Consider the following 13,737-nt stretch of genomic DNA (forward strand, 5'->3'; position numbering starts at 1 on the left):
GCGATCAGCCGCTTTCCGCGACGTCTCGGAGTTATCCACAGGCAGAGTTTTGGTGGCCCTCACCTGTCCACAGAAGAGCCGTTTGAGCCAGGTTCTGTCGGACCCGGCCTGCAGAATGAGCCCATGCTGCTGGCAGAGCTCGTCACCACCTCGGCCCTGGTGTCCGCCACCCGGTCCCGCTTGGCCAAGGTGGCTGCCCTGGCCGACACTCTCGCCCGGGCCGGCGCCGACGAGGTCGAGATCGTCGCCTCCTACCTCTCAGGGTCGCTGCGGCAGCGTCGCACGGGCGTGGGTTGGCGGTCGGCCAGGGCCGGGGTGCCACCCGCCGCCGAACCGTCCCTCACCGTCGTCGAGACCGACGCCAGGTTCGACGAACTGTCGAGGCTGTCCGGCCCCGGCTCCCAACTGGCGCGGAAGAGCCGGCTCGACGAGCTGATGTCCCGAGCCACCGACGACGAGCAACGCTGGCTGGCCGGCTTGATCACCGGCGAGACGAGGCAGGGCGCCCTCGAGGGCGTACTGGTGGATGCACTGATCAGGGCGTCCGGCCTGCCCGCGGCGACCGTCCGCCGGGCAGTGATGCTGTCCGGCTCCACACCGGCGGTGGCCCGCGCCGCGCTGATCGAGGGGGCCGATGCCGTGCGCGCGATCGGGCTGCAGGTGGGGCGTCCGATCAAGCCCATGCTGGCCGCCAGCGCCAAGTCCGTTGCCGAGGCGGTGGCCCAGTTGGGCGGAGAGGCGGCCGTCGAGGCCAAGCTCGACGGAATCCGCATCCAGGTGCATCGCGACGGTGACGACATCCGGGTCTTCAGTCGCAGTCTCGACGACGTCACCGACCGACTGCCCGACGTCGTGGAGGCGGTGGCCCGGCTCGATTCCCAACGGCTGGTCCTCGACGGCGAGGCGCTCTCGCTCAGCCCCGACGGCAGGCCCCGGCCGTTCCAAGAGACGGCTGCCCGGTCGATGACGTCGGACGCCACCACGGTGCGGGCGGCGGCGCCGATGTCCTCGTTCTTCTTCGACGTGCTCGCCGCCGGTGACGACGACCTGCTCGATCTACCCTTCCGCGAGCGTGTCGCGCTGCTCGCCGAGCTCGTGCCGGCGTCGTTGCGGGTGGCGAGCCTCGTCACCGACGATGCGCAGGCCGCCGACGACTTCGCGACCCGGGTGCTGGCGTCGGGGCATGAGGGCGTGGTCCTCAAGCGCCTCGATGCACCCTACGAGGCCGGGCGCCGCGGCTCGTCGTGGGTGAAGGTGAAGCCGGTTCTGACCCTCGACCTGGTGGTCCTTGCGGTCGAATGGGGGTCCGGACGCCGTCGCGGCACCCTGTCCAACATTCACCTGGGCGCCCGCGACCCCGCGTCCGGCGGCTTCGTCATGCTCGGCAAGACATTCAAGGGAATGACGGACGCCATGCTGGCATGGCAGACCGAGCGCTTCCTCGCCCTGGAGGAGCGCCGCGACGAGGGGACGGTGTACCTGCGCCCCGAGCAGGTGGTCGAGATCGGCTTCGACGGGTTGCAACGCTCCAGCCGCTACCCCGGCGGGCTCGCCCTACGCTTCGCCCGGGTGCTGCGTTACCGCGACGACAAGACCGCGGCCGAGGCGGACACCATCGAGACGGTGCGCAGCCTGGCAAAGTGACCAAGACTCACTATCCACAGACCTCGTAATAGTACAGGTGATCTATTATACTCGGTTCATGGATGCGCTCGACACTCTTCGCGACCCAGGCGGCATCGCCGGTGCGGCCGCCCTGGTCGAGCGGATCGGCGAGCTGGAGCGGGCGAAGAATGCTGCAGCCGCCGAGCAGGCGCGGCTGGCCCTGGAGCTGTTGAGCGTGCGCAAGGCCGAGGCTGCCGCACAGCATCGCCCCGTGAAGGGAGTTGCCCGGTCGGTGGCGGCGGAGGTCGCCCTGGCGCGTCGCGAGTCCCCCTCCCGTGGCGCCCGGTTGCTCAGCCTGGCATGGGCGCTCGAGGCGGAGTTGCCCGCCACGATGAAGCTGTTCGCGGCGGGCGAGATCTCTGAATACCGGGCGAGCCTGGTGGCGCGAGAGACCGCGTGCCTATCGCGAGGTGATCGAGCCCTGGTCGACGCCGCCCTCTCGGGGCGGCTCGCAGGGTTGGCCAATGGGCAGGTGGTGGCGCAGGCTCGTCGTCTCGGCTACGAGCTCGATCCGCAGAGCGTGGTCGAGCGCAACGCCAGAGCCGAGGCCGATCGCCGGGTCTCGCTCCGGCCGGCACCCGAAGGCATGGCTCTGCTGTCGGCGCTGCTGCCGGTGACCCAGGGTGTGGGCGTGTTCGCTGCGTTGTCCCGCGAAGCCGCCCGGGCACGTGCGGCGGGCGATGACCGCGGCAAGGGGCAGCTGATGGCCGACACCCTCGTCGAGCGGGTGATCGGCCACTCCCAGGCCTCGCACGTACCGATCGAGGTGCAGCTGGTCATCACCGACGGGGCCCTACTCGGCACCAGTGACGTCCCGGCACGCGTGTCCGGTTACGGTCCGATCCCGGCAGCGATGGGGCGCCGCCTGGCCGGCGCCGCGGCGGCGTGCGACCAGGGCTGGCTGCGGCGGTTGTACGCCGCGCCGGGCACCGGGCGGCTCGTCGCGATGGAGACGAAGGCACGTCGCTTCTCGAAGGGGATGCGGCGGTTCCTGGCACTCCGCGACGTCGTGTGCCGGACGCCGTGGTGCGGGGCACCCATCCGGCACGCCGACCACGTGCTGCCGGTCCACGCGGGAGGCGTGACCTCGATCCACAACGGCCAAGGGCTTTGCGAACGGTGCAATCAAGTCAAGGAGTCCCCCGGCTGGCACGCGCGGCCCGGCGAGTTCGGCGAAAGCGGCGGTGCCGATGCCGGTGCCGGTGCCGGTGCCGGTGCCGCTGCCGGTGGGAGCGTCACGATCCGCACCCCGAGCGGGCACTACTACGCCAGCATGCCTCCACCGCTGCCCCACGAAAACGCCGCCGACGAGTCCACCCCGTCACCAGACAATGACCATGACGCCAACGACAGCCGCCTCGACACAGTGCTGCGTCGGCTGCCGTTCCCCCTCGACCTCTCGTGGCGGGTCGCGTGAGGTCCGCGGTGTACGGCTCAGCTGCCGTAGCGGGTGGGGTCCGGCCGCACCACCGCGGCAGGTTCGTCCGCCAGATCGAACGGGTCCGGCTCGTCGGGCAGGAAGTCGATCGCACCGCTGTCGCGGTCGAGCACTCCGCCGGCGATCTTCACCTTCCCGGAGCGGGTCAACGTCAGCAACGAGTCGGCGCGGCGCAGATCGGCCCGCAACGCTCGAACGTGAGCCTCAACGGGCTCGCCGGCAGTAGGCGGTGCAGCCTGGCCCCCCGCTGCCGCGACCGGTACCAGCGCCGCAACGGGTCGCGGCACGAGTCCGCCTCGCCCGGGGTCGGCGGAGGTGGGCGGCGGCGTCCCCGCGGCGGCGGAACGCACCCAACCGTCCAGGGAGCCCGGCAGTGCGACGCCCGCCTGTCGCGCCACCCGCGCCGTCTCCACGGCCGCGCACCCCCGGTGTGCCAGCACCAGGACCACGGCCACGTTCTGGACCAGCACGGCGTACTCGATGCCCGCCACTGCGTCCGCGCCGAGACTGGGCCCGGCCGTGCGCAGGCACAGGATCGCCCCCGGTCGCTCGGCGAAGAACTCCTCGGCAGCGGCCCCTGGCTCCAGGCATCCGACGACCAGCGCGAACGGAAACTGCGCAGGCGCAGCGTCACCGGGGGGTGCGCCCTCGCCCGCGCGCTGCTTGCAATAGCGTTCGTTGCCGGCCTTGAGTCGCTGCAGCGCCTGCGCCGACGGCATCCGATGAACAGGCAGGCCGACTGGTCTCAGCCACTCGGGAACGCTCGCGGGCACCGCCATGCCCACCGACCCTAGTGAGCGTGAAACAGCTTGTCGAGAGCAGGAAGCGCGGCCGAAACACCGGCGCCTGTGGCGCGCTCGGAGGGATTCGAACCCCCAACCTGCTGATCCGTAGTCAGCTGCTCTATCCGTTAAGCTACGAGCGCTCGGGTGGGCCGGACGATGCCGACCACGATGGATCAGTTTACGCGATCACGGCGCAGTGAGTCCAACCGACCACGGCCACCCTTTTTGGTGCGGCAGACTGGTGAGGAGCAACCGTCTGCAACGTCGCAGGCAGAAGGAGTACTCCATGTCGATCTTCACCCCAGATGTAGCCCTCAACGCGCCGACCGATGCACCAGAGGCGCTGGTGAAGTGGGTGACAGGGGTGGCCGAGCTGACCCAGCCGGACGCCGTGTACTGGTGCGACGGATCCGAAGATGAGCGGGACCGGCTCTACGCCGAGATGGTCGAGGCCGGCACCTTCGTCAAGCTCAACCCGGACAAGCGTCCCAACAGCTACCTGGCCCGGTCATCGGCCTCCGACGTCGCACGCGTCGAGGCACGCACCTTCATCTGCTCCGAGAACGAGGCGGACGCCGGCCCCACCAACAACTGGGCCGACCCGGCCGCGATGAAGCAGACCCTGGCCGGTCTGTTCGACGGCTGCATGCGCGGCCGCACCATGTATGTGGTGCCGTTCTCGATGGGTCCGCTCGGCGGCGACATCTCCAAGCTCGGCATCGAGATCACCGACTCCCCCTACGTCGTGGTCAGCATGCGGATCATGACCCGGATGGGCGCCGAGCCGCTGGCCAGGATCGGCGCCGGCGAGTACTGGGTGCCGTCGGTGCACTCGGTCGGCTACCCGCTGATCACCGCCGACGGCGTGGAACGGCCCGACATCCCGTGGCCGTGCAACGACGAGAAGTACATCACCCACTTCCCCGAGACCCGCGAAATCTGGTCGTTCGGCTCCGGCTACGGCGGCAACGCGCTGCTCGGCAAGAAGTGCTACGCGCTGCGGATCGCCTCGGTGCTGGCCCGCGACGAGGGCTGGCTGGCCGAACACATGCTGATCCTCAAGATCACCGGTCCCGACGGCCGCACCTACCACCTGACCGCAGCCTTCCCATCGGCCTGCGGCAAGACCAATCTGGCGATGCTGCGACCCACGATCCCGGGCTGGAAGGTCGAGACGATCGGCGACGACATCGCCTGGATGCGTCCCGGTCCGGACGGCCGGCTGTACGCGATCAACCCCGAGGCCGGCATCTTCGGCGTCGCGCCGGGCACGTCGGAGAAGACCAACCCCACCGCTCTGGCGTCCCTGTCGCATGACACCATCTTCACCAACGTCGCCCTGACCGACGACGGCGACGTGTGGTGGGAGGGGATGACCGACGAACCGCCGGCCCATCTGATCGACTGGCAGGGCAACGACTGGACCCCTGAGTCCCCAACTCCGGCAGCCCACCCGAACAGCCGTTTCACGGTGCACGCCTCGCAGATCCCGTCGATCGCGGACGAGTGGGACGACCCGGCAGGCGTCCCGATCGACCTGATCCTGTTCGGGGGACGCCGAGCCCGCAACGTGCCCCTGATCACCGAGACGTTCGACTGGCAGCACGGTGTGTTCGTCGGTGCGACAGTCAGCTCCGAACAGACGGCCGCCGCCGAGGGTACGGTCGGCGAACTGCGCCGCGACCCGTTTGCGATGCTGCCGTTCTGCGGCTACAACATGGCTGACTACTGGGGCCACTGGCTGAGGCTCGGCGAGCAGCTCGGCGAACACGCGCCCCGCGTCTTCCAGGTCAACTGGTTCCGCAAGGACGCCGACGGTCGCTTCCTGTGGCCCGGCTTCGGTGACAACGCCCGCGCCATCGAGTGGGCGCTGCGCCGCGTCAACGGCGAGGTGGATGCGGTCGACGCGTTGAACGGACGCCAGCCCCGGCGCGACGATCTCAACGTGGAGGGGCTCACCATCACCGCCGATCAGCTCGACCAGCTGTTCGCCCTCGACCCCGACTCGTGGGGTCGGGAGACCGACCTCACCGAGGAGTACTTCGCCAGGTTCGGCGAGCATCTGCCCGCCCAGCTGAGGGAGGAACTGCAGGCCCTGCGCGATCGCATCGCCGCGTCCTAGGCGCGAGCGGCGCACTGCGGCTTGGCCGGCGGCCTCGAGGCGGGCGGTCACGTCCGGGCCGGGCGCGCCGAGTACTCTCGCTGGCATGCCCAGCACTCGAGGACGCCTGATCGTGCCGACCGCTCTCGTCGCGCTGCTCGTCGGCTGCAGCGGCCAGCCGGCCGCGCCCAGTTCGGCCCCAGCCCCCGCGGTCACCTCGAGCGCCACCCCGGTCAACGCCTCGCCTGCGCCCACGACCGGATCGGCCACGTCTTCGGCAAGCACCACCGCCGACTGCCCGGCCGGTGAGTACACCCTGCAGTCGTTCGACGTGACCGGCGTCGACGGCTCGCTGGGCAAGGGCACGGGCGGCGACGTGTCGGTCGATTTCGACAACGGCCGCTACGAGATCGACTTCGACGACGACACCCCGATCAGCCTCACCCTTGCCGGCGACACCGGCAAGCTGGTGCTCGACGGCGAGATCAAGGGCACCTACTCCGGCTCCGGATCGTCGCTCAGGTTCACCCTCGGCAGCTCCAACGGAACCGCGCGCCTCACGCATGACGGCACGTCCCGGACGCTGAAGATGAGTCAGGTCGCCGACGTTCTCGGACTGCACGGCAAGGGTTCGGCGACCTGCTCCGGAGCCGACCTCACCCTCACGGTGGGCAAGGGTACGTTCCAGCTGGTCCGCGACAACGACTGATGCGACTCAACCGTCGCGACTCACAGGCGAGACGGCTCAGGCGAGATAGGCCGCCAGGTGCTGCCCGGTCAGAGTGGACGCCGCCGCTGCCAACTCGCCCGGCGTCCCCTCGAACACCACCCGTCCGCCGTCGTGGCCGGCACCGGGACCCAGGTCGATGATCCAGTCGGCGTGCGCCATCACCGCCAGGTTGTGTTCGATCACGATCACCGAGGTACCGGCCTCGACGAGGCGGTCCAGCAGCCCCAGCAGGTTGGCCACGTCGGCCAGGTGCAGGCCGGTGGTGGGCTCGTCCAGCACGTAGATCCCGCCCGGATCGCCCATCCGACCGGCGAGCTTGAGGCGCTGACGCTCACCGCCGGACAGCGTCGTCAGCGGCTGGCCGAGGCTCAGGTAGCCGAGCCCGACATCGGCGAGCCTGGCCAGGACCGCGTGCGCGGCCGGCACCCGCGAATCGCCCGCCGCGAAGAAGTCGGACGCCTCGTCGACCGGCATCGCCAGAACGTCGGCGATGCTGCGCCCGCCGAGGGTGTACTCCAGCACCGCGGGCTGGAACCGGCGGCCCTCGCACGCCTCGCACACGGTGGCGACGGTGGCCATCACGGACAGGTCGGTGTAGATCACCCCGGCACCGTTGCAGGCCGGGCAGGCGCCTTCGGAGTTGGCGCTGAACAGCGCCGGCTTGACCCCGTTCGCCTTGGCGAACGCCTTGCGGATCGGTTCCAGCAGGCCGGTGTAGGTGGCCGGGTTGCTGCGCCGCGACCCCCGGATCGGGCTCTGATCGATCGACACCACGCCTTCGCCGGGCGGGATCGACCCGTGCAGCAGTGAGCTCTTGCCGGAGCCGGCCACCCCGGTGACCACCACCAGGACGCCCAGTGGGACGTCGACGTCCACGTTCCGCAGGTTGTTCGCGCCGGCGCCCCGAATGGCGAGGGCGCCGGACGGCGTCCGCACCGACTGTTTGACAGCGACCCGGTCGGCGAGATGCCTGCCGGTCACCGTGTCACTGCCCTGCAGCCCCTCGACGCTGCCCTGATAGCAGATCCGCCCCCCGGCCGAGCCGGCGCCCGGCCCCAGGTCGACCACGTGATCGGCGATCGCGATGGTCTCCGGTTCGTGCTCGACCACCAGCACGGTGTTGCCCTTGTCCCGCAGCTGCAGCAGCAGGTCGTTCATCCGTTGCACGTCGTGCGGGTGCAGCCCCGCGGTGGGCTCGTCGAACACGTACGTGACGTCGGTCAGCGACGAGCCGAGGTGCCTGATCATCTTGGTCCGTTGCGCCTCGCCGCCGGACAGCGTCCCGGACGGCCTGCTCAACGACAGGTAGCCGAGCCCGATGTCGACGAAGGCGTCCAGGCTGTCACGCAGCGAACCGAGCAGCGGGCCCACGCTCGGCTCGTCCAGGCCGCGCACCCACTCGGCGAGGTCGGTGATCTGCATCGCGCAGGCGTCGGCGATGTTGATCCCGGCGATCCTCGACGAGCGAGCTTCGGGCGCCAGCCTGGTGCCGCCGCACTCGGGGCAGTCGGCGAAGGTGACGGCACGCTCGACGAAGGCACGGATGTGCGGCTGCATCGCCTCGACGTCCTTGGCCAGCATGGATTTCTGGATCCTCGGGATCAGCCCCTCGAAGGTGACGTTGATGCCCTCCACCTTGATCCTGGTGGGCTCCTTGTAGAGCAGGTCGTGCAGTTGCCGTTTCGTGAAGCTCCTGATCGGCTTGTCCGGATCGAAGAAGCCGGACGCGCGGTAGATCCGGCCGTACCAGCCCTCCATCGAGTAGCCGGGCACCAGCAGGGCCCCCTCGTTGAGCGATCTGGCCTCGTCGTAGAGCGCGGTGCGGTCGAAGTCGGTGACGCTGCCACGTCCCTCGCAGCGCGGGCACATGCCGCCGAGCACGCTGAACGACGCCTTCTCGGCGAGCGTCCTGTCGCCCCGCTGCACAGTGATCGCGCCGCTGCCGGACGCCGAGGGCACGTTGAACGAGAACGCGTTCGGCGGCCCGATGTGCGGCTCGCCCAGGCGGCTGAACAGGATCCGCAGCAGCGCGTTGGCGTCGGTGACCGTGCCGACCGTCGAGCGCGGGTTGGCGCCGATCCGTTCCTGGTCGACGATGATCGCGGTGGTCAGCCCGTCGAGCAGGTCCACCTCCGGACGTGCCAGCGTCGGCATGAACCCCTGCACGAACGCCGAGTACGTCTCGTTGATCAGCCGCTGGCTCTCGGCCGCGATGGTGCCGAACACCAGCGAGCTCTTGCCCGAACCCGACACCCCGGTGAACACCGTCAACCGCCGCTTCGGCAGGTCGACATCGACATCGACCAGGTTGTTCTCCCGGGCACCCCGGACGCGGATCAGGTCATGGCTGTCGGCGCGCATCCGCCCACTCTGGCGCACTGCCGCGGCCGGGGCCAGTACGTCGCGGCCAGTTGCGGCTAGGACGCCGTGCGGATCGGCTGTGCGGTCGCGTCGTACAGGGACGCCTGGCCCGCGGTCACCGTCCACACCTCCAGTGACAGGCCGGCAATGCCCTGTGCGATCGCACGGACCCGCTCGAGCCATGCTCGGCCGGAACGCGAGTTGACCACGCGCCCTGCGACGGCGAGCCCGAGCACCCGATGCCCCTGCTCACCGAACGCGGCGAGCTCTTCGAACACCTGCTCGAGCTCGTCCAACTCGGCGAGACGTTCAGCGACGTGGGGGGTCGACGACGCGTCACCCTGAGGTCTCAGCTCGAAGGCGGGCACGGGCAACTGGTACAGGTCCAGGTCGGCCGGCAGGCCCGGAACGCGGCCGGCGTACAGGCCAGTGGCGCTGATGCCCGGGATGAGTCCGTGGCCGACCAGTAGTAACCGGCGGGGTGGATCGTTGGCGATGTCGGTCATGATGTCTGCCTTCGCTGGGGGCGTCCGATCGGTAGCGGCAATGCTGCCGTCGGTTTTTGGCGGATGAATGAATATCAGGAACCAGTTGCACGGTATAACCCACGAACTGCAACAGTTGTGGGCGCAGATTTGAAAGAAGGTGCCAAGCCTCGAGGGCGGCGCCAAGCGAGGGTCAACGACAACACATTCGGGCCGCACCACCAGCGTACGGCCTAGTGAGAGCGCCAGAGCCAACGGTGGCGCTGCGCAATCGGGACACTCGTGCCTTCTTCATAGCCGATATTTTAGATGGCTAAGTTGCGACCCACAAGCACCATTCCACGCTTAACGGCACTGTAACTCACGACACTCTATTCGCCGCCAAAGGCCCGGCGTCACAGCATTTTGATGTGGGACGCGAGCGGCAGGCCACCAAGCAGACCCAGGTGGACACGCCACGACGCCGGCGCTCCGCGCTGCTGCGTTACACCGCGGTGCTGGACGCCGACGCCTGGGCCGCCGGCGACCGTGACGGTTACCGGAACCCTACCGCTGGCTCACCACGGTGATCTCCTCCGCAGGAAGGGACCTCGGCTAACCCCCGAGCACCGTGGGCAGCCACTGGACGGCCCCACCGAACAGGAAGCGCCCCTCCCGAGTAACCCTCGGGAGGGGCGCTTCGCTCTCAGAGCGGAGGTGGTGGGATTTGAACCCACGATGGGGTTGACCCCCAAACCCGCTTAGCAGGCGGGCGCCATAGACCTGACTAGGCGACACCTCCTCAGCCGAAGTCCGATCGTACTGCACCCGCTCGTCGCTCGCCAAAGCGCTACCCGGGCACCCCGGGCCAGCCGCAACCCTCAACGGCGGGATGCGGGTCAATGGTTTACGGCCAAGTCAACATCTAGAATCGGCGTGTCCCGAACCCGGACAGAGGAACCTGCATGACCGAACCCAAGCGCGCCTTGCCCGAGGAAGCGGGCGATGGCGACGCCGGCAGCGCGGCCGAAACCGCCGAGACGGACGCCGACGCGTCCGAGCAGCCGCGTCGCGCCGCCGGACCAGGCACGGGCCGCTTCCGCACCTCCATGCTGTGGACGGTTCTGGGCACCGTCGTTCCGGGCCTCGGCCTGTGGCGGGCCGGGCGCCGGGTGTCGGGCGCCATCGCGATGGGCCTGTTCGCGGCCCTGCTGTTGACCCTGGTCTATCTGGGCACCGGCGGCCGCAACCGAATCACCACCCTGGCCACCAACACCGACGTGCTCGCCGGCCTGGCCATCGGGTTCCTGGTGCTGGCCGTCGCCTGGGTGACGGTGATCGCGACCAGCCACCTGGCTCTGCGCCCACCCAACCCGACCACCGCCCAGCGCATCACCGGCGGCGTCCTGGTGGGCGCACTGTCCCTGGCGGTCGCCACCCCGCTCGCGGTCGGCGCCGAGTATTCCTGGTCGACGGCCCAGTTCCTCGGCACCGTCTTCTCCGACGAGGAACCCCAGGCCACCGGCTCAGCCAGCCCCGGGTCGACGACCGAGGCCGACCCGTGGGGCGACACGGACCGGATCAACGTGCTCGTCATCGGCGGCGACAACGGCGGCAATCGCGACGTCAGCCTCGGGCTGCGTGCGGACGCCGTGATGGTCGCCTCGATCGACGTGCACACCGGGGTGACCACGCTGTTCTCGCTGCCCCGGCAGACGGCCCGGATCCCGTTCCCGGTGGACTCGCCGCTGCACCAGTACTACCCCAACGGCTTCTACGACGGGGTGAACGGCGCCAACCCCGAATACTTCCTCAACGCCATGTACAACAACATTCCCGAACGCATCCCGAAGGATCTGCTCGGCGACGTGAAGAACCTGGGCGCTCAGGTGATGAAGGTCGGCGTCGGCGAGGCGCTCGGGCTGGGCACGCTCGACTACTACGTAATCATCAACATGGACGGCTTCAAGGAGTTCATCAACGCCCTCGGCGGCATCACCCTGAACGTGAATTACCGCATCCCGATCGGAGGCCAGACGACCGAGGGCACCCCGCCGTCGGGCTGGATCGAGCCGGGTCCCGACCAGCACCTCAACGGCCGGCTGGCACTGTGGTACGCCCGCGGCCGGTACCACGTCGAGGGCTCCGACTACAGCCGGATGGAGCGCCAGCGCTGCGTGATCAACGCCGTGGTGCAGCAGGCGAAACCCGAGGTCGTGCTGGCCAACTTCGAGAAGATCGCCTCCGCAGGGGCCAAGACCATCGAGACCGACATTCCCCGGCGGGTGTTGCCGCAGATGATCGACCTGGCCCTGAAGGTGAAGAACACCAACCTGCACAGCGTGGTGTTCCAGCCCGGGGTGGCCGGCTGGGTGAGCGCCAACCCGCCCTGGCCGGCTGTGCAGCGCCGGGTGCAGCAGGCGCTGAAGGAGGCCGACAAGGCAGAGGCGGCCAAGACGTCCAGCCCGTCAGCGTCGGCCACCGCCACCGCCACGGCGACGAAGTCCAGCACCCGCACGCCCACCAAGTCGGCGACCGGCAAGTCGGAGAACCTCAGCGACTCGTGCGCCTACAACCCGCAGAAGTAGCGGCTACAGCCGGCTGGTGTAGCCACGACTGGCGTCCAGCCGGCGGGCCAGGTCGCCACTGAGGTGGATCAGTTCCGCGGTCACGCCGCGATGGCTGACCAGGAGGACGCGCTGGTCCGGGCCGTGGTGCAGGGTGAGGCTGGTCGGTGACTGGGTGACCTTCGTCACCTCGCTCCAGCGGCCGCTTTGCTGCCTGTCCGGGCCGGTGATGATGTAGCCGTCGTCGGTCAGCTCCACCCGCACGCGCATCCGCCGCCAGCTCACCGCGGACGCCACCAACAACGCCACCGCCCCGGCGAGCAGCGCCCACCCGACGATCCCGAGCGCAGCCGGTAGGCCCGCCGCAGACGTCGCGACGACCAGCACAGCGCCGATAAGGGCGAGCCCGGCGGCAACGGCGAAGGCGCGCAGCGGCAGGGGTGGGGTGAGCACGTGAATGCGGGACGACACGCGGCGAGGGTGGGATTCGAACCCACGGAGCGTTTCCACTCGGCCGCTTTCAAGGCGGCTGCACTAGTCCACTATGCGACCTCGCCCGACGCACCACTCTACTGGTCCGGGCGGGGTCCGGTGCGACTGGATCCACGCCCGACGCCGCCGAGATGGTGCAAGGCTGGGTGCCATGCGTGCTGTCGTGACCGATTCCTTCGGCGATCCAGACGTCCTGCGGCTGTCCGAGGTGCCCGACCCCGTGCCCGAACCCGGAGAGGTGCTCATCCGGGTCATGGCCTCGGGGGTGAACCGGGCGGACCTGCTGCAACGACAGGGGCACTACCCCCCGCCACCCGGCATCACCGACATCATCGGGCTAGAGGTGTCCGGCGTGATCAGCGCTGTCGGCACGGAGGTCACCGGCTGGAGCCCCGGTGACGAATGCGTGGCGCTACTGGCCGGTGGCGGCTACGCGGAGTACGTGGCGGTGCCGGCCGGGCAGGTGGTCCGGCCGCCCGAGGGCATCGACCTGGTCACCTCAGCCGGGCTGATCGAGGTCGCAGCCACCGTCACCTCGAACCTGACCAGGGTCGCATTGCGTCCCGGCGAGATCCTGCTGGTGCACGGCGGCACCGGCGGCATCGGCACGTTCGCCATCCAGTACGCCCGTGCACTCGGCTGCCGGGTGTTCGCCACCGCCGGCAACACCGAGAAGCTCGACCTGTGCCGCGACCTCGGCGCCGAGGCGTCCTTCGACTACCACGACGACTGGCTGGCCGCCGTCCGGGGGGCGAGTGCGGGACACGGCGCCGACGTGATCCTCGACGTGATCGGCGCCAAGTATCTACCCAGCAACGTCGAGGCCCTCGCCGACGACGGCCGGCTGGTGGTGATCGGCATGCAGGGCGGCCGCAAGGGCACCCTGGATCTCGGCACGCTGCTGGCCAAGCGTGCCCTGGTGATCGCCACCAGCCTGCGTGGGCGTCCGGTCGAGCAGAAAGCGGCGATCTGCGCCGAGGTGGCCCGCTCGGTGTGGCCGCTGTACACCGACGGCCGGATCAGGCCGGCCGCCGAGACCCGGTTCGCGATCGCCGACGTGGCCGCCGCGCACCGGCACCTGGCCTCGGGCGACGCCTTCGGCAAGCTGATCCTCACCTGGTGAGGCCCATCCCC

The 13,737-nt window shown here is 69.6% G+C and carries 11 protein-coding genes and 3 tRNA genes; 7 read left to right on the plus strand and 7 right to left on the minus strand.

What is annotated here, in order from left to right:
- Nucleotides 1-123: 123 nt before the first annotated feature.
- Both OIE40_RS14105 and OIE40_RS14110 read left to right on the plus strand, forming a co-directional pair.
- Nucleotides 124-1,644, plus strand: a complete 1,521-nt coding sequence (locus OIE40_RS14105) for an ATP-dependent DNA ligase (RefSeq protein ID WP_264703234.1) — start codon at nt 124-126, stop codon at nt 1,642-1,644.
- A 58-nt stretch (nt 1,645-1,702) separates the two neighbouring features.
- On the plus strand, nt 1,703-3,082 hold the full coding sequence (locus OIE40_RS14110) for an HNH endonuclease (RefSeq protein ID WP_264703236.1): 1,380 nt from the start codon (nt 1,703-1,705) through the stop codon (nt 3,080-3,082).
- 17 nt (nt 3,083-3,099) lie between these two features.
- On the opposite strand, the gene OIE40_RS14115 is transcribed toward OIE40_RS14110, so the two are convergent.
- Nucleotides 3,100-3,882, minus strand: a complete 783-nt coding sequence (locus tag OIE40_RS14115) for a carbonic anhydrase (protein ID WP_264703238.1) — start codon at nt 3,880-3,882, stop codon at nt 3,100-3,102.
- 70 nt (nt 3,883-3,952) lie between these two features.
- Nucleotides 3,953-4,028, minus strand: a tRNA-Arg gene (locus OIE40_RS14120).
- 146 nt (nt 4,029-4,174) lie between these two features.
- On the opposite strand from OIE40_RS14120, the gene OIE40_RS14125 reads away from it, so the two are divergent.
- Both OIE40_RS14125 and OIE40_RS14130 read left to right on the plus strand, forming a co-directional pair.
- On the plus strand, nt 4,175-6,010 hold the full coding sequence (locus tag OIE40_RS14125; protein WP_264703240.1) for a phosphoenolpyruvate carboxykinase (GTP): 1,836 nt from the start codon (nt 4,175-4,177) through the stop codon (nt 6,008-6,010).
- Nucleotides 6,011-6,095: 85 nt separating this feature from the next.
- Complete coding sequence (locus OIE40_RS14130) at nt 6,096-6,698, plus strand: hypothetical protein (protein ID WP_264703242.1); 603 nt, start codon at nt 6,096-6,098, stop codon at nt 6,696-6,698.
- Nucleotides 6,699-6,734: 36 nt separating this feature from the next.
- Here OIE40_RS14130 and OIE40_RS14135 read toward each other — a convergent pair whose 3' ends face one another.
- Both OIE40_RS14135 and OIE40_RS14140 read right to left on the minus strand, forming a co-directional pair.
- On the minus strand, nt 6,735-9,080 hold the full coding sequence (locus OIE40_RS14135; RefSeq protein ID WP_264703244.1) for an excinuclease ABC subunit UvrA: 2,346 nt from the start codon (nt 9,078-9,080) through the stop codon (nt 6,735-6,737).
- Between the two features lie 56 nt (nt 9,081-9,136).
- A complete protein-coding gene (locus OIE40_RS14140) occupies nt 9,137-9,586 on the minus strand; it encodes a hypothetical protein (RefSeq protein ID WP_264703246.1) in 450 nt (149 codons plus the stop codon).
- A 389-nt stretch (nt 9,587-9,975) separates the two neighbouring features.
- On the opposite strand from OIE40_RS14140, the gene OIE40_RS14145 reads away from it, so the two are divergent.
- Nucleotides 9,976-10,134 carry a hypothetical protein gene (locus OIE40_RS14145; RefSeq protein ID WP_264703248.1) on the plus strand — a complete coding sequence of 53 codons (159 nt, stop codon included), beginning with the start codon at nt 9,976-9,978 and terminating at the stop codon, nt 10,132-10,134.
- A gap of 122 nt (nt 10,135-10,256) precedes the next feature.
- On the opposite strand, the gene OIE40_RS14150 is transcribed toward OIE40_RS14145, so the two are convergent.
- Nucleotides 10,257-10,346 (minus strand) — tRNA-Ser (locus OIE40_RS14150).
- Between the two features lie 163 nt (nt 10,347-10,509).
- Between OIE40_RS14150 and OIE40_RS14155 the strand changes: the two genes are divergently transcribed.
- Complete coding sequence (locus OIE40_RS14155; protein ID WP_264703251.1) at nt 10,510-12,132, plus strand: LCP family protein; 1,623 nt, start codon at nt 10,510-10,512, stop codon at nt 12,130-12,132.
- Between the two features lie 3 nt (nt 12,133-12,135).
- Here OIE40_RS14155 and OIE40_RS14160 read toward each other — a convergent pair whose 3' ends face one another.
- Nucleotides 12,136-12,582 carry a hypothetical protein gene (locus OIE40_RS14160; RefSeq protein WP_264703253.1) on the minus strand — a complete coding sequence of 149 codons (447 nt, stop codon included), beginning with the start codon at nt 12,580-12,582 and terminating at the stop codon, nt 12,136-12,138.
- 1 nt (nt 12,583) lies between these two features.
- Nucleotides 12,584-12,668, minus strand: a tRNA-Ser gene (locus tag OIE40_RS14165).
- 86 nt (nt 12,669-12,754) lie between these two features.
- Between OIE40_RS14165 and OIE40_RS14170 the strand changes: the two genes are divergently transcribed.
- Nucleotides 12,755-13,726: an NAD(P)H-quinone oxidoreductase gene (locus tag OIE40_RS14170; protein ID WP_264703254.1), complete on the plus strand. Its 972-nt coding sequence runs from the start codon at nt 12,755-12,757 to the stop codon at nt 13,724-13,726.
- The last annotated feature ends 11 nt before the right edge of the window (nt 13,727-13,737 follow it).

The sequence above is a fragment of the Micropruina sonneratiae genome (assembly GCF_025972045.1).
Lineage (GTDB): Bacteria > Actinomycetota > Actinomycetes > Propionibacteriales > Propionibacteriaceae > Micropruina > Micropruina sonneratiae.

Coding starts and splice junctions, on each gene's coding strand:
- OIE40_RS14105 (WP_264703234.1), top strand. CDS start 124: ATGCTGCTGGCAGAGCTCGTCACCACCTCGGCCCTGGTGTCCGCCACC.
- OIE40_RS14110 (WP_264703236.1), top strand. CDS start 1,703: ATGGATGCGCTCGACACTCTTCGCGACCCAGGCGGCATCGCCGGTGCG.
- OIE40_RS14115 (WP_264703238.1), bottom strand. CDS start 3,882: ATGGCGGTGCCCGCGAGCGTTCCCGAGTGGCTGAGACCAGTCGGCCTG.
- OIE40_RS14125 (WP_264703240.1), top strand. CDS start 4,175: ATGTCGATCTTCACCCCAGATGTAGCCCTCAACGCGCCGACCGATGCA.
- OIE40_RS14130 (WP_264703242.1), top strand. CDS start 6,096: ATGCCCAGCACTCGAGGACGCCTGATCGTGCCGACCGCTCTCGTCGCG.
- OIE40_RS14135 (WP_264703244.1), bottom strand. CDS start 9,080: ATGCGCGCCGACAGCCATGACCTGATCCGCGTCCGGGGTGCCCGGGAG.
- OIE40_RS14140 (WP_264703246.1), bottom strand. CDS start 9,586: ATGACCGACATCGCCAACGATCCACCCCGCCGGTTACTACTGGTCGGC.
- OIE40_RS14155 (WP_264703251.1), top strand. CDS start 10,510: ATGACCGAACCCAAGCGCGCCTTGCCCGAGGAAGCGGGCGATGGCGAC.
- OIE40_RS14170 (WP_264703254.1), top strand. CDS start 12,755: ATGCGTGCTGTCGTGACCGATTCCTTCGGCGATCCAGACGTCCTGCGG.